Source organism: Klebsiella oxytoca, assembly GCF_009707385.1.
GTDB lineage: Bacteria > Pseudomonadota > Gammaproteobacteria > Enterobacterales > Enterobacteriaceae > Klebsiella > Klebsiella oxytoca_C.
Genome location: NZ_CP046115.1, coordinates 3,086,428 through 3,111,856, shown reverse-complemented (window position 1 = coordinate 3,111,856; position 25,429 = coordinate 3,086,428). Strand labels below are relative to the sequence as shown.

Annotated in this window: 20 protein-coding genes and 1 pseudogene; 14 read left to right on the top strand and 7 right to left on the bottom strand. The window is 58.4% G+C overall.

Annotated elements, in window-relative coordinates:
- Positions 1–51: 51 nt before the first annotated feature.
- A complete protein-coding gene (locus GJ746_RS14495; protein WP_154682733.1) occupies positions 52–2,073 on the bottom strand; it encodes a TonB-dependent siderophore receptor in 2,022 nt (673 codons plus the stop codon).
- Between the two features lie 555 nt (positions 2,074–2,628).
- Between GJ746_RS14495 and GJ746_RS14490 the strand changes: the two genes are divergently transcribed.
- The 8 genes and pseudogenes from GJ746_RS14490 (at position 2,629) to GJ746_RS14455 (ending at position 9,783) form a co-directional block, all read left to right on the top strand.
- A complete protein-coding gene (locus GJ746_RS14490) occupies positions 2,629–3,450 on the top strand; it encodes an ABC transporter ATP-binding protein (RefSeq protein ID WP_154680843.1) in 822 nt (273 codons plus the stop codon).
- Entirely contained in the window at positions 3,447–4,472 is a 1,026-nt protein-coding gene (locus GJ746_RS14485) for a FecCD family ABC transporter permease (RefSeq protein WP_154680842.1), read from the top strand. The genes GJ746_RS14490 and GJ746_RS14485 overlap by 4 nt, the downstream gene beginning before the upstream one ends.
- A complete protein-coding gene (locus tag GJ746_RS14480) occupies positions 4,469–5,521 on the top strand; it encodes a FecCD family ABC transporter permease (RefSeq protein WP_154680841.1) in 1,053 nt (350 codons plus the stop codon). Before GJ746_RS14485 ends, GJ746_RS14480 begins: the two co-directional genes overlap by 4 nt.
- A pseudogene (locus GJ746_RS14475) lies at positions 5,512–6,485 on the top strand (ABC transporter substrate-binding protein); the annotation flags it as partial. The gene GJ746_RS14480 and the pseudogene GJ746_RS14475, both read left to right, overlap by 10 nt.
- On the top strand, positions 6,482–7,381 hold the full coding sequence (locus tag GJ746_RS14470; RefSeq protein WP_154680839.1) for a MurR/RpiR family transcriptional regulator: 900 nt from the start codon (positions 6,482–6,484) through the stop codon (positions 7,379–7,381). The pseudogene GJ746_RS14475 and the gene GJ746_RS14470, both read left to right, overlap by 4 nt.
- A 95-nt stretch (positions 7,382–7,476) precedes the next feature.
- Entirely contained in the window at positions 7,477–8,244 is a 768-nt protein-coding gene (locus tag GJ746_RS14465) for a basic amino acid ABC transporter substrate-binding protein (protein ID WP_154680838.1), read from the top strand.
- A gap of 65 nt (positions 8,245–8,309) precedes the next feature.
- Positions 8,310–9,074 (top strand): amino acid ABC transporter permease, encoded by a 765-nt coding sequence (locus GJ746_RS14460; RefSeq protein ID WP_004113535.1) that lies wholly within the window; start codon positions 8,310–8,312, stop codon positions 9,072–9,074.
- Positions 9,061–9,783 carry an amino acid ABC transporter ATP-binding protein gene (locus GJ746_RS14455; protein ID WP_154682732.1) on the top strand — a complete coding sequence of 241 codons (723 nt, stop codon included), beginning with the start codon at positions 9,061–9,063 and terminating at the stop codon, positions 9,781–9,783. The genes GJ746_RS14460 and GJ746_RS14455 overlap by 14 nt, the downstream gene beginning before the upstream one ends.
- Before the next feature lie 103 nt (positions 9,784–9,886).
- Here the strand turns inward: GJ746_RS14455 and GJ746_RS14450 are convergent, their stop codons facing one another.
- Positions 9,887–11,092: an MFS transporter gene (locus GJ746_RS14450; RefSeq protein ID WP_154680837.1), complete on the bottom strand. Its 1,206-nt coding sequence runs from the start codon at positions 11,090–11,092 to the stop codon at positions 9,887–9,889.
- 282 nt (positions 11,093–11,374) lie between these two features.
- On the opposite strand from GJ746_RS14450, the gene GJ746_RS14445 reads away from it, so the two are divergent.
- A complete protein-coding gene (locus GJ746_RS14445) occupies positions 11,375–12,526 on the top strand; it encodes a M20 aminoacylase family protein (protein WP_154680836.1) in 1,152 nt (383 codons plus the stop codon).
- A 179-nt stretch (positions 12,527–12,705) separates the two neighbouring features.
- A complete protein-coding gene (locus tag GJ746_RS14440; protein ID WP_154680835.1) occupies positions 12,706–12,888 on the top strand; it encodes a hypothetical protein in 183 nt (60 codons plus the stop codon).
- Positions 12,889–13,152: 264 nt separating this feature from the next.
- Here GJ746_RS14440 and fdhF read toward each other — a convergent pair whose 3' ends face one another.
- Positions 13,153–15,303: a formate dehydrogenase subunit alpha gene (gene fdhF, locus GJ746_RS14435; protein WP_154680834.1), complete on the bottom strand. Its 2,151-nt coding sequence runs from the start codon at positions 15,301–15,303 to the stop codon at positions 13,153–13,155.
- A 237-nt stretch (positions 15,304–15,540) separates the two neighbouring features.
- On the bottom strand, positions 15,541–16,623 hold the full coding sequence (locus GJ746_RS14430) for a malate/lactate/ureidoglycolate dehydrogenase (protein WP_154680833.1): 1,083 nt from the start codon (positions 16,621–16,623) through the stop codon (positions 15,541–15,543).
- Between the two features lie 489 nt (positions 16,624–17,112).
- On the opposite strand from GJ746_RS14430, the gene GJ746_RS14425 reads away from it, so the two are divergent.
- The 3 genes from GJ746_RS14425 to GJ746_RS14415 all read left to right on the top strand — a co-directional run bounded on the left by GJ746_RS14425 (position 17,113) and on the right by GJ746_RS14415 (position 21,102).
- The gene (locus GJ746_RS14425; RefSeq protein WP_154680832.1) at positions 17,113–18,201 is read left to right on the top strand and encodes an ABC transporter substrate-binding protein; all 1,089 of its coding nucleotides are present in this window, start codon (positions 17,113–17,115) and stop codon (positions 18,199–18,201) included.
- Positions 18,202–18,269: 68 nt separating this feature from the next.
- Entirely contained in the window at positions 18,270–20,039 is a 1,770-nt protein-coding gene (locus GJ746_RS14420) for an ABC transporter permease (protein ID WP_154680831.1), read from the top strand.
- Positions 20,032–21,102: an ABC transporter ATP-binding protein gene (locus GJ746_RS14415; RefSeq protein WP_154680830.1), complete on the top strand. Its 1,071-nt coding sequence runs from the start codon at positions 20,032–20,034 to the stop codon at positions 21,100–21,102. The genes GJ746_RS14420 and GJ746_RS14415 overlap by 8 nt, the downstream gene beginning before the upstream one ends.
- Before the next feature lie 61 nt (positions 21,103–21,163).
- On the opposite strand, the gene GJ746_RS14410 is transcribed toward GJ746_RS14415, so the two are convergent.
- Genes GJ746_RS14410 through budA form a run of 3 tightly spaced genes read right to left on the bottom strand, consistent with a single transcriptional unit; the run spans position 21,164 to position 24,428 of the window.
- Entirely contained in the window at positions 21,164–21,934 is a 771-nt protein-coding gene (locus GJ746_RS14410; RefSeq protein WP_154680829.1) for a (S)-acetoin forming diacetyl reductase, read from the bottom strand.
- Positions 21,935–21,958: 24 nt separating this feature from the next.
- A complete protein-coding gene (alsS, locus tag GJ746_RS14405) occupies positions 21,959–23,677 on the bottom strand; it encodes an acetolactate synthase AlsS (protein ID WP_413773405.1) in 1,719 nt (572 codons plus the stop codon).
- Positions 23,649–24,428, bottom strand: a complete 780-nt coding sequence (budA, locus tag GJ746_RS14400) for an acetolactate decarboxylase (protein WP_154680827.1) — start codon at positions 24,426–24,428, stop codon at positions 23,649–23,651. The genes alsS and budA overlap by 29 nt, the downstream gene beginning before the upstream one ends.
- 106 nt (positions 24,429–24,534) lie before the next feature.
- Here budA and GJ746_RS14395 point away from each other — a divergent pair, with 106 nt between their 5' ends.
- Positions 24,535–25,407, top strand: coding sequence for a LysR substrate-binding domain-containing protein (locus tag GJ746_RS14395; RefSeq protein WP_154680826.1), 873 nt, complete (start codon positions 24,535–24,537; stop codon positions 25,405–25,407).
- Positions 25,408–25,429: the final 22 nt, after the last annotated feature.

Genomic DNA, 25,429 nt, shown 5'->3' with positions numbered 1-25,429 from the left:
GCTGTAGCCCGGATAAGGCGCGGCGCGCCGCGATCCGGGTTGGGGTGGGGTTTAAAAATCCATCTTCAGCGTAAACTGCACTTCACGCGGGTCGCCGATCTGGTTACCGAGATTATTGGTGCCGATAGATGATGTGTAATACGTCTTATCGAACAGGTTCTTCACGTTGACTTGTAGCGTGACCGGATATTGCAGCTTCATTTTATAGGCCGCAAATATATCCGCCACCGCATAGCCCTGCAGATAATAGTCCGCGCCGTTGGTCCCGGAACGTTTGCTCACCGCGCGACCGCCGCCGCCCACCGTCAGCGTATTGCTGTCGTAGACGTTATGAATGTCATAGCTCAGGAACAGCGAACCGGTGTGTTTCGGCACGTTCGGCAGCGGTTTGCCTTTGTAATCCGGATCGTCGGTGACCTTCGCATCGGTATAGCCGTAGCTGGCGATGACGCTCAGGTTATCGGTCAAGGATCCGGCCAAGTCGACTTCGACGCCGCGAGAGCGCACCTTACCGGCGGTTTTCGCCACGGTTTCATCACCCACGGATTCCGTGTAGAGAACGTTGCGCTTATCAATATCAAACAGCGCAATATTGGCGGTGACGCCGTTGAACAGCTCAAACTTTGCGCCCAGCTCGTACGCCGTGGACTCTTCCGGCGGTAGGTTGCCGATATAACTGGCGATCGAGGACTGCGGCATAAACGACCGCGCCACGTTACCGAACAGCGAAACGGACGGCGTCAGCTTATACACCAGGCCCACTTTTGGCGTCCATTTCCGGTCGCTGCTGTCGGTATTGACGTTAAACGGGCGGCCTTTACCCGCGTACTGGGTGTAATACTGGTAGCGTACCCCGGCAACGGCAATCCAGTTATCGGTAAGATAGAGCGCGTCCTGCACGTAGCCCGCGTAGCTCTCCTGTTCAATACGCTGATCGCTGTCGGATGCCGAAACGCTGGAACATTTGCCAACCGTGCCGTAGACCGGATTATAGATATTGAATCCCTTCACGTTTTTACAGCGGATCATATCGGTACGCAGCAGATCGTAATTCTCATAGGCCAGACCGGTGAGGATCTCGTTGTAGAAGCCGCCAATAACCACGTTACCCTGTAAATCCGCTCGCGAAGAGTGCATTTTCTGGGTTGAACCGTGGGTGGCGTCGACGCGGCGGGTCAGGCCTCCAGTCGCCGAATCATAAGCCATCACGCGAGCCTGATTATCATTGTAGTGATCCTGGCTGTAGCTGTAATCAAAGCGGGCGGTCCACGCGTCATTGAGGCGGTATTCGGCATTCAGCTGCGCGAGATCGGAATAACCGTCGGTAATGTTGAACGGTTCATCAAAACGGGTTTTACGATCGACGTTCACCGCATGACCGGTATGCAGATCGAAGATGGTGCCGCGATCGAACGGGGTGCTGTAGTTACGGTGTGAATACGAAACGTTTACCGTCGCCCGCTCGCCGAACCAGCTCAGGGAGGGGTTAATAAAGCTGCTCTTCTCTTTGCCGAAATTACGCCAGTAGTCTTCATGCTGATATTCGCCAATCACCCGGTACGCCAGATGTGTTCCTTCGACTGGGCCGATAACGTCAAACCGGCCGCTGCCGCCGCCAAAGCTGGTGGAGGTGGCGGAGACGGAGCCGCCGAAGCTGCGCTCCGGGCGTTTGGTCACCACGTTGATTAATCCGCCGGGGTCGAGAATACCGTACAGCGTTGAGGCCGGACCTTTAAGCACTTCGACGCGTTCGGCGGCGGCGGTAAAGCTGCGCGGCAGTACGGTACGCAGGCCGTTGGTCATGATTGAGCCGTCGCGGTTAGCGCCAAAGCCGCGGCGGGTGAAGGCGTCCTGGGTTCCGCCGAGGGTATTGGTTTGCACCACGTTGGCGACGTTATACAACGCTTCATCGAGGTTCGTCGCGTGCTGATCCTCGAGCACCTGCTCGCTGACGGTATTGACCACCTGCGGAATATCCAGCAGCGGCATGGAGGTCAACGTGGCGGTCGAAGAATTGAGCGGCTGATAGCCGTTGGTGGCGTTTTGCTGACTGCCGTCGGCCACCACCGTCATGGTTTCATCTGCGCTTTTCTTTGCGCTATCGGCGCTATTTTCCGCAGCCAGCAATCCCGGTGAGGTGAAAAAAATCAGTGAAAAAAGCGCACGCCCTTTTAATGCCGAAAAAGGGACATTTAATGGAATCATTTTTGTTTCTCGTGAACGAACCTCGCCTTTGCGGGAGGTAAAGCCAATAAAATCATTGCCCTGAAAAATAAATCTATCTGTTTTTTACGCCAGAAGGCGCGCAGATATGTAATTGAGAATCATTCAATCACGAAGAAATGTAGTAGTAAACGTTATGTAAGCTAAAAAATCGGCGAGATAAATAATCAAATAATTAGCGCGGAACAGGCAGCGGATTAAGTATCTATTTAATTGTTTTTATTAATGATTAAATCTATTTCAAATTATCCGGTCTTTAGTGGCAGACCGCTAAAACTTACGCAGTGGCGGGGTATTGACTACTACATTCATCCACCGCATGATCAAAAGAGAATGAGATTTATTTTTGTTTGAGTGCGGAACGCGCGGGCATGCAGCCACGCCGTTGCGGCGCGGGAGCGAGTTATGCCACAGCGGGTGTTGCCTGCAGAGCAGGGGATCGTCCTTGATTCCCTGTCGGCCGGATATGGCCAGACGCTAATTGTCGACAATATTCATCTGACTATCCCCCACGGGAAAATGACGGTGCTGGCCGGTGCCAACGGTTCGGGTAAATCGACGCTGCTGTCGACCATCGCCCGGATGCTCAAGCCGCTGGGCGGCTGCGTACGCCTGGACGGTGAAGTGATACATCAGATGCCGACCCGGGAGGTTTCCCGGCGGCTGGGCATTCTGCCGCAATCGCCGCTAACGCCGGAAGGGCTGACGGTGTTTGAACTGGTTTCACGCGGGCGCTACCCGTGGCAGGGGCTGATGCGGCAATGGTCCGAAGCCGATGAACAGGCGGTAGAAGAGGCGCTACGACTCACCGGTACCGCCGAATTTGCCCATTTACCGGTGGATAGCCTCTCCGGCGGCCAGCGCCAGCGCTGTTGGATCGCCATGGCCCTCGCTCAGCAAACGGCGACGATTCTGCTCGATGAACCCACTACATGGCTCGATCTGCGCTATCAGGTCGACATTCTTGAACTGCTGCAAACCCTGACTCGCGATCACGGCCGCACCGTGGTGACCGTCCTGCATGACCTGAACTTCGCGGTGAACTATGCCGACCTGCTGGTGTTTCTCAAAAAAGGACGGATTGCCGGGGTGATTAATGAACAGCAAATTTGCACCCCGGAGTTGATTAAAACCGTCTTTGACGTGGACGTACAGATGTCGCTTAACCCGCAGACCGGCAAGCCCTTTTTTATGCCGTTCCGCGCCCGCGAGGAGAAAGCTTTATGAGCGCCTCCGCGCTGCTGCTGCCGCGCCGACAATCCCGGCCACGGCTGGCGCTGGTACTGTTGAGTTTACTGCTGCTTGGCGGCTCGCTGGTGCATCTTGGTCTTGGCGCGCGCTGGATTGCCCCGCAAACGGTGCTTCAGGCGCTGCTCCATTACGATCCGCGTAACTTCGATCACCGCATTATCGTTGATTTACGTCTGGTACGCCTGGCGGCGGCGCTGCTCACCGGGGCGGCGCTCGGCGTAGCGGGCCTGCTGCTGCAAACGGTGATCCGCAATCCGCTGGGCGAACCGCATATTCTTGGTCTTAACGCCGGCGCTTCGCTGGCGGTGGTGGCGACATCGGCGCTGGGCATTAGCCTCGGCGGCGTGGCGTTAGCCAGACCGCTGACCGCCGCCTGCGGTGCGGCGCTGTTGTTTGGCGGCGTGATGCTGCTGTCGTCATCCGGTCGCGGCGGCGTAACCCCGCTGCGTATTACCCTGTGCGGGGTGGCGCTGTCGGCGTTTGCCTCGGCGGTGACGGCGGCGATTCTGATCCTTGATGAACAAACGCTGCTGGCGATGCGTACCTGGCTGGCGGGCGATCTGGCCGGACTGAACTGGCAAACGCTGCGCGCTGCGCTGGTTCCGGCGCTGGCGGGGCTGACGATCGCGCTGATCATTGCGCCGCGTCTGAACGTGCTGGCGCTGGGCGATAAGGTCGCGCTGGGGCTGGGGGTGAAAATCGTTCAGACCCGCCTGCTGGGGCTGGCCGCCATTGCGCTATTGTGCGGCTCCGCGGTGGCGGTGGCCGGGCCGATCGGCTTTGTCGGTCTGGTGGTCCCCCACGCGGTGCGTCGACTGATTAGCGAAGATATTCGTCTGGCGCTGCCGCTGGCCGCGCCGGTTGGCGCCCTGGTGCTGGTACTGGCGGACATCGCCGCCCGCACCCTGGTGGCACCTCAGGAGCTGGCGACCGGCGCGATGACCGCGCTGGTGGGGGCGCCGGTGTTTATTTTTATCGCCGCGAGATTTTTTAAATGAAAAGCGCCGTTCGTCGCGCCGGTTTTCGCCCGTTTGCCTGCGGCGGTCGGCATCTTTTGCTGCGGCCAGCGGCGTTAAAAATCGCTGCCGGCATGTTGCTCGTTATCCTGCTGCTGGCGCTGTTTAGCCTGACCCGCGGCAGCTTCCCGCTGCCTTCCGGCACTTTATTCCATGCGCTGCTGGGTGGGCAAAACGTGGACGAACAGCAGCGATTTATTCTGTTTGATATCCGCCTGCCGAGGCTGTGTATGGCGCTGCTGTGCGGGGCGATGCTCGGCCTGGCCGGCGCGGCGATGCAGAGCATTACCCGCAACGGTCTGGCGGATCCCGGGCTTATCGGCGTGAAGGAGGGCGCCAGCATTGTCGTCCTGGCGCTGGTGCTGTTCTTCCCGGCGGTGGGCCTGGTCTGGCGGCCGCTGGCGGGAATGCTCGGCGGCGTGCTGGTGGCGCTGATGGTTCTGGCGCTGGCCCGCGATTGTTCGCGCCCGCGCTTTATTCTCATTGGCATCGGCGTGTCGTGGACGCTGGCGGCGGCGGTCGGTATTTTTATGACCACCGCCGACGTGCGCGATGTACAAACGGCGATGATCTGGCTGGCGGGAAGTTTGCACGCGGCGACCTGGCCGCTGCTGGCCGTCGCCTTCTGCTGGGCGCTGCCCGGGGCGCTGATCCTTTTTTTGACCGCCAGGGCCGCCGATGCGGCGCTGCTCGGCGACCGCACGGCCATCGGCCTCGGGGTACGTCTGCAGCAGCTCACCCTGTTGCGCTTTTTCGCGCCGGTGCTGCTCACCTCCGCCAGCGTCTCCTGCGTCGGTAGCCTCGGCTTCGTTGGCCTGATGGCGCCGCATATGGCGCGTTTTCTGCTGCGCGGCGGCCAGGTGGCGCTGCTCTGCGGCAGCGCGTTGATTGGCGCGCTGCTGGTGTTAGTCACCGATACCATTGGCCGACTGGCGTTCGCGCCGCTGCAGATCCCGGCAGGGATCGTCATTGCTCTGGTCGGTTGTCCGTTTTTTATCGTTCTGCTGTGGCGTCGTCGTGACGCCCTGTAAATCAAAAAGGATCGCTATGCGTTGGTTCATTTCTCTGCTGGTGCTGCTGGCGGGCGTCGCCTCGGCCGCCGATACGCAAACCTTTACCGACGACTTAGGTCGCACGGTAACCGTTCCGCTACACCCGCAGCGCATTGTGTCAATGCACGACCTGGATATCACCATTCCGCTGATCGAGCTTGGCGTCCCGCCGGTAGCCAGCCATGGCCGGACCCGCCCGGACGGCAGCCACTTTTTACGCGCCAGCGCGCAGCTAACCGGCGTTGATTTCGATAATAGCTCGATTCAGTTTATCGGCACGGCGGATATCGACCTCGAAGCGGTGGCCGCCGCGAAACCGGATCTGATTATTACCGAGCCCAGCCGCCACGTTTCGGTGGAGCAGCTGGAGAAGATTGCGCCAACGGTCAGCATCGACCACCTGCAGGGTAGCGCGCCGCGCATCTATAGCAAGCTGGCGCAGCTCACCGGCACCCAGCCGCGGCTATTGATTCTCGAACGCCGCTATCAGGCGCAGATAGCCCAACTGAAGTCGATGGTGGACACGCAAAAAATCGTTGTTTCGGTGATTCAGGCCAACAACGGCAAGGTTACCGTGCATCACGCCTATCATGCGCTGGGCCGCGTGCTGCGCGATGCCGGATTTCGTTTTCCGCCGCTGATCGACAACATCCCCGATGGCCAGCGTATTGACGTCAGCGCCGAGCAGCTGCCGGCGCTGGACGCCGATTTCGTGTTTGCCACCTGGCGTTCCGATACCGGCGGCAGGCCGCAGGATGAGCTGCAGGCGATGGAGGGCGTGATGCCCGGCTGGTGCGACTTTATGCGCGCCTGCCGCACCGGGCGCTATATTTTGCTGCCGCGCGAGGAGGTTATCTCTAACTCCTACGCCGCGCTGTCGCTGATGGTCGCCCAGGTGCAGTCGCATATTGCCGGTCGGCCTTTGCCCGAGGGGCTGAAATGAAAACGGTGATCAAAAGAGAGAAGGGGCGGGTTGACCTGTTCGGCGAACGTTTTCGCGCCCGCGCGCACCAGCTGTCGCCGCGTTTGCTGGCGGTGGTGACCTATATCAATGATAACCGCGAAGCGGTGCTGGAGCGTACGGCTATGGAGATAGCGAACGCGACCAATACTTCGGACGCCACGGTGGTACGCGCAATCCAGGCGCTCGGTTTCGCCGGACTACGTGAACTGAAGCAGACTATGGAGCGCTGGTTTGGCCCGTCGGTGACTTCGTCGGAAAAGATGATCTCGACGGTTGGTGCGCTCTCCAGCGATGTCGATTCGAGCATCAATTTCGTGCTTGAAGGGCACCAGCGCGCCTGCGAAGTGCTGTCGCGCCCCGACAACCGCGCGGCGGTGGCCCAGGCGGTGGCGCTGCTCACCGACGCCCGTCAGGTGGGGATTTTCGGGATCGGCGCCTCGGGTATTCTGGCGGAATATACCGCCAGGCTGCTGAACCGCATCGGCCTCCCTTCGTACGTAATGAATCGCACCGGCTTTAGCCTCGCCGAGCAGCTGATTGGCCTGCAGCGCGGCGATGTGCTGATTATGATGGGGCAAAAGTCGCCGCACCGGGAGGGAATGACCACCTTACGCGAGGCCCGGCGTCTGGGGATCCCGGCGATTTTGCTCACGCAGGCGCTGGACTCTCGCTTTAGCCAGGAGGCGCAGGTGGTGATAAACGTGCCGCGCGGCGGCGATAACGGGCGGGTGCCGCTGCACGGGACGGTGCTGGTTTGCCTGGAGATGATCGTGCTGTCGGTGGCCTCCACCGCGCCGCAAAAAACGGTGAAATCGATGAAGCGGATCGATGAATTACATCGGGCTATTGGTAAGTCAGGCGGTAAAAGAAGCTAAACGGCAGATAATTTACCGACGGAACGGTTTCCGGTTGCATGCTATGCTGACTGTGTGTATTTTTATGCAAAATTAATGCATAAAACGGAGTTGTCATGGTTAAGAATTTGATGAAAGCATGCTGCCTGGTCGCGGCAATGATCGGCACCGCCCACGCGGCACAACAAACTTACGTGGTGGGCTCCGGCGGAACCTATCGCCCGTTTGAGTTCGAGAACAGCCAGAAACAGCTGGAAGGTTTTGATATCGATATCATCAAAGCGATCGCTAAAGCGGAAAACTTTGATATCAAACTGGTTAATACCCCGTGGGAAGGGATTTTCGCCACCCTCGGCACCGGCGATCGCGACATTATTATCTCCGGGATCACCATCACCGATAAACGTAAGCAAATGGTTGACTTCTCTGCCCCTTATTTCCCGGCCGAACAGTCAATTGTCGTGCCGGCGGATTCGAAAGTGGCCTCTCTTGAAGCGCTGAAAAGCGAGAAAGTCGGCGTGGTGAACTCCAGCACCGGCGATATTGTGGTTTCCGAGGTGCTCGGCAAGAACAGCACCTCAATCAAGCGTTTTGATAATACCCCGCTGATGCTGCAGGAGCTGTTTGAAGACGGCGTGAGCGCGGCGGTAGGCGACGTCGGCGTGGTGAAATATTACATCAAGCAGCACCCGGAGAAGCAGTTCAAGCTGGTGCCGGATGCCAAATTTGAGCGTCAGTATTTCGGTATTGCGGTCGCCAAAGGCAACAGCGAACTACAGGCGAAAATCAACGCCGGGTTACAGAAAATCATCGCTGACGGCACCTACGCCAAAATCTATAAAACCTGGTTTGACGAGAACGTCCCGACGCTGCCAGCGCAGTAATTCGCATTGTTGTTTACATCACGGCTATCGACTCTGACGATAGCCGTATTTTTTAGGGAAGGGCTATGACGGGATTCCGTTGGGAGATCATTGAGGAGTACGGTCCGCTGTTTATGGACGGTGCCCTGATGACCATTAAATGTACCATTATCTGCGTGATCCTTGGCACCCTGTGGGGGTTAACCCTCGGGCTGGGGCGAATGGCGAAAGCCGAGCACGGGGTATGGAAATACGTTCTGCGTTACCTGGTACAGTTTCCGGTGCGCTTTTACGTCAGCGCGTTCCGCGGCACGCCGCTGTTCGTGCAAATTATGGTGGTGCACTTTGCGCTGGTGCCGCTGTTTATCAACCCCCGCGACGGACTGCTGGTCACCAGCGGCATGATGAGCGCCGATTTTGCCCGCGAGCTGCGCTCTAACTACGGCGCGTTTCTCTCCTGCATCGTGGCGATTACGCTGAACGCCGGGGCCTACGTATCGGAGATTTTCCGCGCCGGGATCCAGTCGATCGATAAGGGGCAAATGGAAGCCTCCCGCGCGCTGGGAATGCCGTGGTGGAAAACCATGCGTCAGGTGATTCTGCCGCAGGCGTTTCGCCGCATTCTGCCGCCGCTGGGCAACAACGCTATCGCCATCGTTAAAGATTCCTCGCTGGCGTCGGCCATCGGCCTGGCGGACCTGGCCTACGCCGCGCGCACCGTTTCCGGCGCTTATGCCACCTACTGGGAACCCTACCTGACCATCTCTCTGGTGTACTGGGTTATTACTTTCCTGCTGGCGCAGCTGGTTAACCGTCTGGAAAAGAGGTTTGGCAAAAGTGATTCACATTAACAATCTGCACAAGCGCTTCGGCGACAGCCACGTTCTGCGCGGCATCAGCTGCGACATCAAGCCGCAGGAAGTGGTTTGCATTATTGGCCCGTCCGGTTCCGGAAAAAGCACCTTTCTGCGCTGCATGAACGCGCTGGAAACCGTCAGCGAAGGCGAGGTTGAGGTGAACGGCTTTGCCGTCCACGATCGCGCCACCAACCTTAATAAGATGCGGGAAAGCGTCGGTATGGTTTTTCAGCGTTTTAATCTGTTTCCGCATAAAACGGTGCTGGAAAACCTGATTATGGCCCCGATGAGCCTGCGCGGTATGCCGCGAGCGGAGGCGACGCATCTGGCGGAAGAGCTGCTGGCGAAGGTTGGGCTGAGCGACAAGCGTGACGCCTGGCCCTCCAGCCTCTCAGGCGGCCAGCAGCAGCGCGTGGCCATCGCGCGGGCGCTGGCGATGAAGCCATCGATTATGCTGTTCGATGAGCCCACCTCGGCGCTCGATCCTGAGCTGGTGGGCGACGTGCTGGAGGTGATGAAAAATCTCGCCAGCGAAGGGATGACGATGGTTATTGTGACCCACGAAATGGGCTTTGCCCGCGAAGTGGCCGACCGGGTTATTTTTATCGACCAGGGCATCATTCAGGAAGAGGGTAAACCGGCGCAGATCTTTGGCGCGCCGACTAACCCGCGTACCGCCGAGTTTTTGAGTAAAGTGCTGTAATCGACAACGACCCCGGCGCGCGGCTGCGCCGCCGGGGAGAAGATCTTACGGAAGGTGAAAGCGCTTTCGTCCTCTTAAAGCGTGACTACCGGACCCTTAAGCGCTACTGCGCCGCCTCGCTAATATCGTCCATCTCTTCTTCGCGCTCGCGTTCGTTGGCCAGCAGCGCTTTTTCGTTTTTACCCAGGCACTGAATCAGCAGGAACAGCGCGCCGCTGGCAAACAGCGTAATCAGCAGGCCGTCATAGCCCGAAACGCTGATTAGCAAACCGCTGACCACCGGGCCAGCCACGCTGCCCGCAGACCAAAAGAACCCCAGCAGGGCGTTGATCATAATCAGCTTCTGCCCGGAGAAGGTTTTCCCGGCGCGAACCAGCGACAGAGTATAGAGCGCCCCCGCCGCGGCGCCGAGAAGCAGGCAGCCGACAATCAGCTGGATATGCGACGCCAGTAGAAACGGCAGGGCCAGCAGGGCGAGGCAGAAGACCACCGCGCAGGTCAGATGTACGCGGCGGATGCCGAAGCGGTCGGCAATCCAGCCCAGCGGCGCCTGGAATACGGCGTCGCCGGTCAATACCACCGTTACCAGCAGCACCGCCGTGACTTCACTTAGCCCTTTATCCATCCCATACAACGGCAGCAGCGCCAGAATGCTGGCATCAAAAAAGGCAAAACAGAAGACGCCGGAAGCCAGCACCGGTAAAAAGGCGCCGAGGCTGCGCCAGCTGGCGCGCTCAGCAAGCCGCTCGCGGCTGCCGGAAGGCAGATGACGCAGCATCAGCAGGCAGGCGAGGGTCACCAGCCCGACAAGCAGCAGGGTCCAGGATTGATACGCCTCTCCGGCGGAGATCAGCAGCGGCCCCGCCAGCTGGCAGCCGGTAAAGGCGGAAGCATAAATACCGGTCAGCGTTGCCCGATTCTTACCCGCCGCGCCGCCGGTAATCCAGCTTTCGTCAATAACAATAATCATCCCCGAAGCCAGGCCGGTAACCAGACGCGGTAGCAGGAGATGAATCATATCAAACGACAGGCAGGAGGCGATCGTAGCCGCCGCCAGCGCCACCAGGCTAACGGAGAGCAGAAGCCCCATCTCGAAGCGCCGGCACAGCGCAGGTGAGAGGAAGGAGGAGATCATCATCCCCGCTGGCGGTAGCGCGGCCAGCAGGCCGACGTAAATGGTATCTATTTGCTGTTGGGCCAGCTCAAGACTGATTAAAGGCACCGTGTATCCGGTGATAAATCCCACTAATGAAGCCGCCATGATCATCGCCAGCGTGGGGGCAAGGCGATTCTGCTCTGGGTTGAACATTTTATTTCCGGTTAAGGAGGTCTGAAGAGTGAATTGTTCGGCAAAATGCCAGTATAGCTGCATAATAATTAATCGCACGCCTTATGTCACCGTTGATATGACTACAAAAAAACGCAGTGCAGGCGGGATGCCGCGCGCGGGCGCGCTGGCGCTGGGTTTGGCGGAAGTTGTCAGCGAGCGGGCGACAGGATATAACCAATAGGCTAGCGGGTTACCCGTAGTGCCAAAGAATTGCATAAAACACTGGTTCAGCGCTGATGCTGTGCAGGAAAGGAGTAAGACATGGCAGTATCCTCTTCACTGATCGCTGAGGCCATTCGCTGGCGACGTGATTTTCATGCTTGCCCTGAGCTGGGGTATCAGGAACAGGAAACCTCGCGCCGGGTGGCTGAGCTGCTCGCCTCATTTGGGCTTCCGGTGTATCGCGGGCTGGCGGGTACCGGGGTGGTGGCGACGCTGGAGAACGGCCCAGGTCCGGTGATTGGCCTGCGGGCCGATATGGACGCGCTGCCGATAACTGAACTGGGCGATGTCAGCTATAAATCGCGAAATCCGGGCGTGATGCACGCCTGCGGCCATGATGGTCACAGCGCGATGCTGCTGGCGACAGCGGCGCATCTGGCACAAACCCGCCGCTTTCGCGGCACCGTTCACTTTATCTTTCAGCCCGCCGAGGAGAACCTGGGCGGCGCGCGCAAAATGGTGGAGGACGGGCTGTTTGAGCGCTTCCCGATGGATGCCATTTACGCGCTGCATAACTGGCCGGGTATGCCGCTGGGCCAGGTGGCGATTAACAGCGGGGCAATGATGGCCTCTCTCGATGCGTTTGAAATCACTCTGACCGGCAAGAGCTGCCACGCGGCGATGCCGGAGCGCGGAGCCGATCCGATTGTCGCCGCGGCGCAGCTGATTATGGCGTTGCAAACCATACCTTCCCGCCGCCTGTCGCCGCAGGAGTCAACGGTGGTGAGCATTACCCAGATTGTCGGCGGCGAGGCGATTAACGTGCTGCCGGACAAAGTCGTGCTGCGCGGAACCTTCCGCTGCCTCAACAACCAGGTGCGGGATCGGGTGAGGGGGCTTATTGAGAGCTATGTCGCCGCCCAGCCGCAGGTGTCGGACGTGGAAGGCAAAATCTCCTGGTATCCCGGTTATCCGGTGACCACTAACCACCCGGCAGAAGCGCAAAAGGTTCGCGACGTGGCGCGCGAGCTGCTGGGTGAGTCGGCGGTGATATGGAACGGTAATCCGTCCATGGCGTCGGAAGATTTCGCCTGCATGCTGGAGGTCTGCCCGGGCGCCTATTTCTGGATCGGCACCGATGGCGAGACGCCTTCAAAGCCGCTGCATAATGCTGGCTATGATTTTAACGATGAACTGATTCCGCACGGCGTGGCGCTGTGGACGGCGCTGGTGGAAAAGCTGCTGGCGTAAGAGACCGATCCCGGAGGCGATGCTGCGCATCTGTCCGGACTACCGATCCGCAGACGGCACTGAACCTGTAGCCCGGGCAAGGCGCGTTGAGCGCCGCCCCCGGGAGCCGCGCGCAGAGTGGCAGAGTTTCCCGGAGGCGATGCTGCGCATCTGTCCGGGCTACCGACCCGCAGACGGCGATGAACCGAGCCCGGGCAAGGCGCGTTGAGCACCGCCGCCGGGAGCAGCGCGCAGAGTGGGTGAATTTCCCGGAGGCGATGTTGCGCATCTGTCCGGGCTACCGGCCCGCAGACGGCGGTGAAACTGAGCCCGGGCAAGGCGCGTTGAGCGCCGCCGCCGGGAGCAGCGCGCAGAGTGGGTGAATTTCCCGGAGGCGATGCTGCGCATCTGTCCGGGCTACCGGCCCGCAGACGGCACTGAACCTGTAGCCCGGGCAAGGCGCGTTAAGCGCCGCCCTCGGAAGCAGCGCGAAGAGTGGGGGAATTTCCCGGAGGCGATGCTGCGCATCTGTCCGGGCTACCGGCCCGCAGACGGCGATGAACCGAGCCCGGGCAAGGCGCGTTGAGCGCCGCCCCCGGGAGCAAAAGTGGATAGGGAGGGAGACGCGCGCATCTCCCTCCGGTGTTTTACCCGTGCACCGCCGCTTTCAGGCGGGCTTTCATCTCGCTGTAGCTGTTCCACGCGTACTGCTCGGCCCAGCGCTGATCGGCAATCGCCTCTACCTTCACCGCGCAGTATTTGGTTTCCGGCGTTTTTGAAATCGGATCGAGGTTATCCTGCGTCAGCTCGTTACAGGCGCCTATCCACCACTGATAGGTCATATACACTGCGCCTGGGTTAATACGATCGCTGATGTCGGCTCGGCTGATCACCTTCCCGCGCCGCGAGCTGACCCACACCAGCTGCTGGTCGGCGATACCGAGGCGCTGCGCGTCGGTACGATTGATTTGCACCCGGCCCGGTTCATCGGCCAGCGACTGCAGAGCCGCGCAGTTACCGGTCATTGAACGACACGAGTAGTGGCCGACTTCGCGCACGGTACACAGCACCAGCGGATACGTCTCATCCGGCATTTCGGCCTGCGCGCGCCACGGGGCGGCGAACAGCTGGCCTTTGCCGGTCGGCGTGTCGAAGAGATTATCTTTATACAGCCACGGGGTACCGGGATGATCCAGCGTCGGACACGGCCACTGTACGTGGTTCATATCGCCCATTTTTTCATAAGTGACGCCGTAGAACAGCGGGCAGAGCTCGCGCATTTCGTCCCAGATCTGCTGGTTGTTGTCGTAATGCATCGGATAGCCCATCTCGCTGGCCAGCAGGCTGATGATTTCCCAGTCGCGCTTAACGTTGCCGGTAGCGATAACCGCCTGTTCGAAGCGCTGGAATCCGCGGTCGGCGCAGGTAAACACGCCGCCGTGTTCGCCCCAGGAGGTGGCGGGCAGCAGCACATCGGCGATTTCTGCGGTTTTGGTCATAAAGATATCCTGCACCACCACAAAATCGAGCGCTGCTATTCCCTTGCGCACCAGGCCAAGGTCAGCTTCGGTCTGCAGCGGATCTTCGCCCATAATGTAGTAGGCTTTGATCTCGCCGCTCAGCGCTTTATGCGGCACTTCGGTGATGCGGGTTCCGACCTTGTCGTCCATAAGCGCCGGGTCAATGCCCCAGGCTTTGGCGAATTTGGCGCGTACGCTGGCGTCGGTGACGTCCTGGTAGCCGGGGAACATATTCGGCAGCACGCCCATATCGCAGGCGCCCTGGACGTTGTTTTGCCCGCGCACCGGGCCGACGCCGACGTTGGCGCGTCCCAGATTGCCGGTTAACAGCGCCAGACTTGCCAGCCCTCTGACCACATCCACCGCCTGACCGAACTGGGTCACCCCCATGCCCCACATAATGGTGGCGGAAGGCGCGGCGGCAAACATGCGCATCGCCTGGCGAATTTCAGCGGCCGGCACGCCGACTATCTCTTCGACGGCTTCCGGCGCATAGTCTTTAACCATCTCACGATAGGCATCCAGCCCTTCGGTAAAGCGCTCGACGTAAGCGTGGTTATATAATTCTTCCTCCAGCAGGACGTGGGCGAAGGCGTTGACCAGCGCCATATTGCTGCCGTTGTTGAGCTGTAAATGGCGATCGGCGATGCGGGCGGTTTCGATACGGCGCGGATCGCAGACGATGATTTTCGCGCCGTTTTCCCGGGCTTTAATCACCCGGCGGGCAACGATAGGGTGGGAGTCGGCGCAGTTATAGCCGAAGACCAGCAGGCATTTTGAGTTTTCAATATCGCTAATCGAGTTGCTCATCGCGCCGTTACCAAGCGTCAGCTGCAGACCGGCCACCGACGGGCCGTGGCAGACGCGGGCGCAGCAGTCGACGTTATTGGTGTGGAGCACGCCGCGAGCGAACTTCTGCATCACATAGTTGGTTTCATTGCCGGTGCCGCGGGATGAACCGGTGGTCATAATGGCGCGCGGGCCATATTTCTCCTTTATTTCACGCAGTTTTTTCGCCGTATAGCGGATAGCTTCATCCCAGCTGACCGGGGTGAATTTACCGCCTTTCTGATAGCGAATCATCGGTTGCCGCAGGCGGGGCGTCAGCAACTGGGTGTCGTTGAGAAAATCCCAGCCGTAATAGCCTTTCAGACACAGCTGATTCTGGTTGGTGACGCCATCAGCGGCTTCGGCACGAATAATTTTATTGTTCTCAACGACCAGCTTAAGTTTGCAACCGGCCCCGCAATAAGGGCAAACGCTCGTGATTTTTTTCATCAGTAACAGACCTGTTAACAGAGGATAAACAACAACGGACAGGCCGGACGCGGCCCGCCTTTGTCAGGGCGTCATAAGCCAGCGTACCGGCAGATGACGGGAGCGTAATGCACAGGCTGTGCCAAAAAAACAACTCTTTGAATTGGAAGTGAATATTGATCCGGAAACCGCGAGCGGCAGGGATATCGACACTATTGACGATGACATGACGCCCGGGCGGGCGTCATCAAGAGAAAATCAGGCCAGCTTATGGCGAAGCTGCGCGAGGGTGTCGGCGGGCAGGCCCACCTCCTCGGCGGCGGCGCAAATCGCCTGCCAGCTTCCGGCGTCCAGCGGTATGCCCTCCGCCAGACGCTGCTGACGGTTAGCCTCCTCCCACTCACCCGGGGCGAGGATCGGCGCGTCCGGCTCGTGCGGCGACTGTTTGCACCATTCGATAAACGCTTCGGTCTCGCGCTGCATATCCGGCGCGTCGAACGCTTCCGGGCTAAGAATAATGGTGGTCATACAGTTGAAAATGGCGTCAACGCTGCCCTGCAGAGTCTCTTTGTGGGAGGTTTTCCCGCCGGATACCGCGCCGCCGATAACTTCGCACAGCGCCGCCAGCGCGTAGCCTTTGTGTTCAGCAAAGGTCAGCAGCGCGCCCAGCGGTGAAGTCTGCATCACCGCTGGATCGGTGGTGGGGACGCCGTGAGCGTCGATCAGCGAACCCGGCGGTACCGGGACGCCTTTGTGCCAGGCGACGCGGGTTTTACCGAAAGCGATGGCGCTGGTAGCGTAATCCAGCAGCAGCGGCGGATGGCCTGCGCGCGGGAAAACCACGCATAGCGGGTTAGTACCGAAGCGGCTGTCTTTACCGCGGAACGGGGCGACCATAAGGTTGCCGACGACGTTAACGAAGTGGATAGAGATCATCCCGGCGGCGGCACATTGTTCCGCCCAGTAGCCGATGCGGCCAATATGGTGCGCATTGCGCAGCGCGACGGCGGCCATACCGTGCTGTTTCGCTTTCTCGATGCCTGTCTGCATCGCTTCATGGGCCACAACCTGGCCGAATCCGCCGTTGCCGTCGAGGGTCACTACCGCTCCGGCGTCCTTCATCACCGTGGCGTGCTGGTTAAGCTGGAGGTAGCCGAGGGCGTGAGAGCGGACGTAGCTTGGGATCATGCCGACGCCGTGGGAATCGTGTCCGGCCAGGTTGGCGGCAATCAGATGGTCGGCGATAAGCGACGCTTCGGTGGGAGAACTTCCCATATGGGTAAAAAGAGTTTTAACAAATTGATGCAGATCCGTGGCCTGGAAGCGATGTCCTGTTTGCACTGATTCTCTCCTGTTATTGGGTTGCGATTTATTGTTGTAGTGTGTTTGCGTTTCCATGCTGCTCCGGGCAACGAAGAAGATCAAGGCTTTGCACTATACATGTAAGGTTTTTCTCTGGCGGCCACGGCGATGAGGCGCAGTAAAAGAAGATCTTGAAGCCGGAGCAATGTGGGTGATGTGATGATGGTCCAGGCCCGGCGTTTGCGAATTAAATTAAACGCGATATACCGCTCTTTTCAGGCAGTCTTTTTTATATTTGTATTAAATCACCGCCGTTATTCAGCGAATCCTGAGTCCGAAAAACTTAATCTTTTCTTAATATTTCCGCGCGCCAACGTTTATCACTTTGGCTTTATCTCACCAATCTCCATTTAAATTACGCCAGCGTCACAAAAGCCGTAAAAAAACCAACCTCCGGCGTTGCAAGGCTCCGTCGTCCCGCTATATGTTAAATTTACGTTTAATAATTGATGCTAAAAGGTTGATTTTATGTGTATGAAAATTAATGGTCTGGTGATTTCACTGACGGCATTATTCTCCGGTCAGGCCTTTGCTGCGGTTCCTCAGGGCTATCCGGCGGATTATCAAAAAGTGGTGGACGCCGGGATTAAAGAGGGCAAAGTCGTTATCTATTCAACGACTGATACCAAGGCCGCAGGCCTGTTAATTAAAGGCTTCGAAGAGCAATATCCCGGCATTAAAGTTGAATATAACGATATGAACAGTACTGAATTGTACAACCGTTATATCAGCGAGCAGGCTGCGGGCGGCGGTAGCGGCGATGTGGTCTGGAGTTCTTCCATGGATACGGCGCTGAAGCTTGCCACCGACTACGCTGAGGAGTACGCCTCGCCGGAGATGGATAAGCTGCCGAAATGGGCGGTCTGGCAGCAAAAAGCCTACGGTACCACCTATGAGCCGGTGGTCTTTATCTACAATAAACGACTGATCCCGCAGGGGGATGTGCCGGATTCCCATACTGCGCTGGCGAAGCTTATCACCGGCCAGGCCGATAAGTTTAAAGGTAAGGTCACCACCTACGATATCGAAAAATCGGGGCTGGGGTTTATGCTGGCGGTACAGGACAGCAAAGCCGATGCCAACTACTTTACCGATTTAGCTGGAATAGCTAAAGGCGGGCTGACCGTGCAATCGTCTACCGGGACCATGATGGAACGCGTCTCCTCCGGTGAAAACCTGATTGGTTACAACATTCTCGGCTCATACGCCGAAGCGCGGGCAAAAAACGATCCTTCGCTCGGGATCTCCTATCCGAAGGATTATGTGCTGGTGCTCTCAAGGGTCTCTTTCATTACCGCAGAAGCCGGACATCTGAATGCGGCGAAGCTGTGGTTGGATTACGTGTTGTCGGAAAAGGGGCAAAGTATCCTGGCAAATCAGGCCGATATTCCCTCGCTGCGTAATGATATCGAAGGGAAAAATGATATCGACGGTATGACCAAAATGCTCGGTAGCGCGCTGAAGCCAATTCCGGTCGATGAAACGCTGCTGGAATATCTTGAGCCGAAACAGCGTCTGGAATTTATCAAACAGTGGCGCACAGCCGCGGCGAAATAACCTTTTGACGCTGTGCATCCGGGGATGCGCAGCGCTTTTCATGCCCGGCAGGTTTACAGGGATCGCTTATGAATGTTTTGCGTCGAAAATGGCAGGGTTTGCCGCGCGGTATCGTGGTATTGATTACGGCGCTGGCGATATATGTCCCGCTGTTATTTATTGTGGTGCAGAGTTTTCTCTCGGCACCTTTTTTTGCCCGCTCGAAGTCATTCAGCCTTGAAGCCTTCGAATTTATTTTTACCGATCCGGATTTTTATCTGGCGCTAAAGTCCGGCTTTATTCTCGCCTTCGGGTTGGTGGCGATTGCCATTCCCCTCGGTGGGATCCTCGCTTTTTTGATGGTGCGCACCGACTTACCGGGACGGCGGTTTATTGAGCCGCTGATTCTGGTGCCGATTTTTGTTTCGCCGATGGTACTGGGCTTTGGTTATGTGGTGGCTGCGGGGCCGGTGGGCTTCTTTTCACAATGGGCTGAACAGCTGATCGGTTTTGTGCCATGGAATATCTATTCGATGTTCAGCATCGTGGTCATTGCCGGACTGACGCACGTCCCTCATGCCTATCTCTATATCTCTTCCGCGCTGCGCAGCGTCGGATCCGATGTCGAGGAGGCGGCGCGGACGGTGGGCGCATCGCCGCTGCAGGTGATGACGTCGGTAAGTCTGCCGATGGTGCGTCCATCAATACTCTATGCCTGCGTGCTGCTGTTTTTCCTCGGTCTGGAAGTATTTGGCCTGATGCTGGTGCTGGGGGATCCGGAAGGCAATATGGTGCTGGCGACCTACCTTTATAAACTCACCAACAAGCTGGGTACGCCTTCCTATCACCTGATGGCGGCGGTGGCGGTAGTACTGATTTGCATCACCATTCCGCTGGTGATGCTCCAGCGTCGTCTGATGCGCACCGCAAACCGGTTTGTCACCATGAAGGGTAAAGCATCCCAGGCCCGGGCGCTGCCGCTGGGGAAATGGCGCTGGGTGGCCGGGCTAGTTGTGGTGGCATGGTTAACCGTTACCATCGGCGTGCCGCTGATTGGCGTAGCGCTGCGGGCTTTTATTTCGAACTGGGGGGTGGGCGTTCCGCTGTGGGATGAGCTTTCGCTGGCGACGTTCCGCAACATCTGGCAGCAGCCGAATTTGCTGCGCGCTATCGTCAACTCCATGGCGATCGGGGTGATAGGCGGCGCGCTGGCGGTGGTCTGCTATCTGTTCGTGGGTATCGCAATGCATCGCAAGCCGGACAACGTCACGCGCTTTCTTGACTACAGCGTGCTGGTACCGCGCGCGGTACCGGGACTGCTGGCCGGGCTGGCGTTTTTGTGGGTGTTTCTGTTTTTGCCGATGTGGCTGGATCAGTCGCTGAAAAACGGCTGGCTCTCGGCGCTGCCGGTAGCCGACTGGCTGCGTGAGCATCTGATTGTTCAGCTGCGCGCGCTGCGCAATACCATTTTTAGCGTCTGGCTGGCCTATACCGTGGTGTGGATGGCCTACGGCCTGCGGCTTATCTCCTCGACGCTGCTGCAGGTGGCGCCGGAGCTGGAGGAAGCCGCGCGCAGTACCGGCGCATCGCGAGGGCAGATAACCCGCCATGTTACGGTGCCGCTGTCGCGCTACGGCCTGATTGGTTCATGGCTGCTGATGTTTCTTATCTTCGAGCGCGAATATTCCACCGGGGTGTATCTGCTCTCACCGGGAACGGAAACGATCGGTTCGATGCTGGTGTCGCTGTGGGCGGCGGGGGCTATCGATATCGTTGCCGCGCTCTCTTTTATCAATATCCTGCTGGTGGTCGTCGGCCTGGGTATCGCCCTGCGCTTTGGAGTGAAATTACATGATTGAATTAGCGGTAGAAAACCTGCATCTGACCTACGGGGACAATCCGGTGCTGAAGGGCGTTTCCATGGAGCTCCGGCGCGGAGAAGTGGTTTCGCTGCTCGGGCCGTCGGGCAGCGGAAAAACCACGCTGCTGCGGGCGGTCGCCGGTCTGGAGAAGCCGACCAGCGGCAATATCACCATTGGCAAAACCCGCGTTTATGACGGCAATCCGCGTAGCGAAATTCCGGCGGAGGAGCGCAACCTGGGGCTGGTGTTTCAATCCTATGCGCTGTGGCCGCATAAAACGGTATTTGATAACGTCGCTTACCCGCTGAAGCTGCGCAATGTTGCCTCCGCGGAGATTAAGCAGCGGGTGCAGACCGTACTTGACCAACTGGGGCTGGGACACCTTGGCAATCGCCATCCGCACCAGCTCTCCGGCGGGCAGCAGCAGCGCGTGGCCATCGGTCGGGCGCTGGTTTATAACCCGCCGGTGATTCTGCTGGATGAGCCGCTGTCGAACCTTGATGCTAAGCTGCGGGAAGAGGCGCGGGTCTTTTTGCGCGAGCTGATCGTTAAGCTGGGGCTGTCGGCGCTGATGGTGACGCACGATCAGAATGAAGCGATGGCGATTTCCGACCGCATTCTGCTGCTCAATAACGGGGTGATTGAACAGCAGGGAACGCCGCAGGAGATGTACGGCAGCCCGAGAACGCTGTTCGCCGCCGAGTTTATGGGCAGTAATAATCGTCTGCATGGTACCGTGACTACCCTGGAGAACGGTCGGGCGCGAATAGAAGGTGCCAGCTGGGCGCTGTGGGGAATGGCCGGGGAAGGGGTCAGCGTAGGGGAAGAGGCGACGGCGGTGATCCGCGTTGAACGCCTGCGTCTGGCGACCTCGCCCGATGACAATACGCTGGAGCTACCGCTGCTGACCAGTATGTACCTTGGCGACCGCTGGGAATACCTGTTCCGCACCAAAGGCGATGATTTCGCCATTCGCGCGTACGGCAGCGCGCTGCGCGATGCTGAACATTGCTATCTTTCATTACCCGTCAGCGATCTGTGGATCTTCCCTAAACGCTAAAAAAAAGCCCCGGCGTCAAGGCCGGGGCAAACCATGTCAGAGCTTATCTATTATTTGTTTCTTAGTTAAAAACCATGCCGCCATCGATCAGCAGCGATTGGCCGGTCATATAGTTGGAATCGGGACTGGCGAGATAAGAGACGCAGGCCGCGACATCTTCCGGCTTGGAAAGCCGTCCCAGGGTAATGCGTTTAGCGAACTCCTGCGTTCCGTAGCCCAGCGGTTTACCCGCCGCTTCGGACACCTGACGGTCGATTTCCGCCCACATAGGCGTTTTGACGATCCCCGGGCAGTAGCCGTTAACGGTTATCCCCAGATGAGCCAGATCGCGGGCGGCGGTTTGCGTCAGGCCGCGGACGGCAAATTTACTCGAGCTGTAGACCGCCAGCTCCGGGTTACCTACATGGCCGGCCTGGGAGCAGGCGTTGATAATTTTGCCGCCGTGGCCCTCTTTCCTGAATGCCTCTACCGCGGCCTGAATGCCCCAGATAACGCCTTTGACGTTGATATTGTAAACTTTATCGATGACCTCCTCGCGAATCTCTTCGATAGGCGTGGAGGGCGCGACCCCGGCGTTGTTAACGATCACGTCAAAACCGCCTAGGCCCTGACGCGCCCGTTCAACGGCGGCAAAAACCTGATCGCGTTTTGACACATCGACCTTCACCGCCAGCGCCTTGCCGCCGTGCTGGTTAATTTCGTCAGCGACCGCCTGGGCGGTGACGTCGTTATAATCGGCGATAGCCACGGCAAAACCATCTTTTACCAGGCGAAGGGCGATAGCTTTACCGATGCCCTGGCCCGCGCCGGTGACGAGTGCGACTTTTTTCATTTTCTGGATCCCTTTTGTGATGAATTAAAGTATTTGGCTGAGATGGAGCTGGCCCATCAGCAGCGGGTTATCGCGGTAATCCACGGGGATGGCGACCACGGCGGGGCCATCGACGTCCATCGCCGCCCGCAGCGTTGGCTCAAGGGCAGCGGCGCTCTCTACCGCAAAACCTTTCGCGCCAAAGGCCTCGGCGTAGACTTTAAAATCCACCGGGCCGAACTCGACGCCGGATAGCCGCTGGTATTTTTTCTCCTCCTGAATCGCCACCATGTTGTAGCCGTTATCGACCCAGATGATATGCAGGACGTTCGCTTTCAGCCGTACGGCGGTTTCCAGCTCCATGCTGGATTGCAAAAAACCGCCGTCGCCGGAAACGGAAACCACTTTGCGCTGCGGGTTGACCAGCCAGGCGCCAATCGCCCACGGCAGCGCCACGCCCATGGTCTGCTGACCGTTGGAGATCATCACCTGACGGGCGCGGAAGCTGTAGAGATAGCGGGCGATCCAGATGTGAAAACTCCCCATATCGACGGTCAGGGTTACGTCGCTATTGACGATATCCTGCATGGCGCGAACGATGCGCAGCGGATGGAGCGCAAACTGATTCAACTGCGAGCCGCGGCGATCGAGCAGTTCCCGCTGATGCTGGCGGTCAACAAGGATCTCGGCGGCCTGCGGCGACAGCACCAGCTGATGGTCAATACGCTGAGAGAGTTTGTTCAGAGTGGCGGCAATATTGCCGACCAGCTCGATGTCGGGGGTATAGTTACGCTCTTCGTAAGCGGGCAGCACGTCAATATGCACCAGCGTGGCGTTGCCGTTATTCCACATCGCCGGTTCGTACTCCACCGGGCTGTAGCCAATGCAGATAACCAGGTCAGCGAGATGCAGCAGCCGATCTCCGGCCTGGTTATTGAACAGCCCAACCCGCCCGGCGAAGCGGGTAAAGTGGTCCTGATTCACCGCGCCAGCGGCCTGATAGGTGCTGGTGACCGGGATATGGCTTTTTTTCAGTAATTCACGCAGCGCCGCGCTGTTTTCCGTCTGGCTGGCCATCAGACCGAGCAGGAATACCGGGTTTTTCGCTCGGGCAATCATCTTCGCCACTCGCTCGATGGCTTCGTCCGGCGCCGCGCCGGTCTGCGGCGCTTCGCTTGCGGGCAGTACTCTGGCGTGCACCGGTTCATCGACCACATCCTGCGGCAGGCTGACGAATGCGCTCCCCGGGCGCCCCTGTTCGGCGGCGCGAAACGCGTTAGAGACCACTTCCGCCAGCGCATCTGCGGCGGTCACTTCTACCGAATATTTGGTCACGGGGCTAAACATGGCCACCGTATCCATACTCTGATGCACCTGTTTGGCTTTATCGGCCCGTTTTACCGCGCCGCCCAGCGCCACCACCGGATCGCCTTCGCTGTTGGCGGTGGCCATGCCGGTAATCAGGTTGGAGCAGCCGGGGCCGGAGGTGACCAGCGCGACCCCCGCTTTACCGGTGATACGGCCAACCGCGGCGGCCATAAAGGCAGCGTTGGCTTCGTGGCGCACCGGGATAATACGAATGGTTGAATCGAGCAGCGAATCGAAGACTTTATCGATTTTTGCCCCCGGAATGCCGAACACCTGGCGGACGCCCTGAGCTTCTAGCTGGCTGACTATTAAATCGGCGCCGTGCGCCCACTGGCGCGGTTGATGTTGATTATCCAAGAGAATCTCCTTAGTTTTCCACTGAGCGAATGGCGGCATCAAGATTATCCGGATGCAAATTGGCCTGCAGAAAAGCGCTATCGGCCGGCAGGTCAATCATCAGTTTGTGGATCTCGCCAAAGGTCAGCACGCCGTGGTCGAGCTGGTAATCCAGCAGATGACCGCCGCCCTGACGGTCATCGGTGATGAAGTGTTCGTGGTAGCCGGCGACGTTAATGCCCTGCATATGCTGCGGCGTTCTGAACCCCACCAGCACGCCTTCGCGCTGGTTAAAACGGAAAACCGGCTGATCGTCGAGCACATCGGTCATCGCCCGATAGGGGGGCGCCTGGCGCGGTACGGTACGAGTGTGGGCATGGCGAAAATGACCGTTAATGTGCAGGGCGCAGAACAGGTTATCGGAAGGGATTTGCCGGTCGATTATCGCGTGTAGCTGCTCGCGGCTGACCGGCTTATCAAATGTCTTGCGGTACTGCGGCTGAAACCAGGTCATCACCGCGAACGGCGTACGCTGATCCATTCGGGCTTTACGGGCGCTACCGTCGGCGCGCAGCTGGTAAACCTCGCTGCTAAACGCGATCATCTCGCCGTCGAGTTCATTAAAGGTTCCAAGGCCGAAATCACCGTGGGTGAGTAAATCGGCGATGGTCGTGTTGCCTTCATAAACGCCGCTTAACAGCGCGCTCATCAGAGAGGTCTGATAGATGACGCTATCGGGATGTTGCGCGGAAAATCCTCGTAGCGTTTCGCACAGGCTCTCTTCACAAGAGCATTCAGCAGAATGGTTCATTACCCGCTTCCTCGTTCAACAAATATCAGAAAGGTTAAATTAATGTTGACGCGATTCAGCTCACAGTTCCAATATAGAAACCATGTCTGTTTGAGACGTATTCGATATGGAACTTCGCTATCTGCGTTACTTTGTCGCCGTCGCCGAGGCGCGACACTTTACTAAAGCGGCAAAAGAGCTTGGCATGTCGCAACCACCATTAAGCCAGCAAATTCAGCGGCTTGAACGGGAGATTGGTACGCCTCTTTTCCGCCGTTTAACCCGGGGCGTTGAGCTGACGGAAGCGGGGGAGTCGTTTTACGAGGATGCCTGTCAGATCCTGGCGTTAAGCGATGCGGCGTTAGAAAAAACCAAAGGGATTGCCCGCGGGGTGAACGGCCGGCTATCGCTGGGCATCACCAGTTCTGATGCTTTTCACCCGCAGATCTTTAGCCTGCTGCGGCAGTTTCAGCAGAGCTACCCGGCGGTAACCTTGCATCAGGTCGAGGGCAATATGGCGACGCTGATGGGGGCGCTTGGCGAAGCGGAGCTGGATATCGCTTTTGTACGTCTGCCCTGTGAGAGCAGTAAAGCGTTCAACCTGAGGATTATCGATCAAGAGCCGATGGTGATTGCGCTGGCGCGTACGCATCCGCTGTCGTCACGTAGCGAGCTAGCCCTTGAACAGCTTAGCGACGTGGCGCCGATCCTGTTCCCACGCGAAGTCGCGCCTGGACTGTATGAACTGGTCTATAACAGCTATCTGCGCGCCGGTATTGACGTGCAGCAAGCCAGGCAGTCATCGCAAATATCATCGTCGCTCAGTATGGTGGAGGCCGGATTCGGCTTTGCGCTGGTGCCGCAGTCGATGACCTGCATCACTCTGCCTAATGTTAGCTATCACCCCTTGCAGGGCACGCCGTTAAAAACCGACATTGCTATCGCCTGGCGGCGCTATGAGCGCTCGCGCACGGTGAAGCATTTTCTGGCGATGTTTTAAGCCCCGGGATGCTGCGATGAAG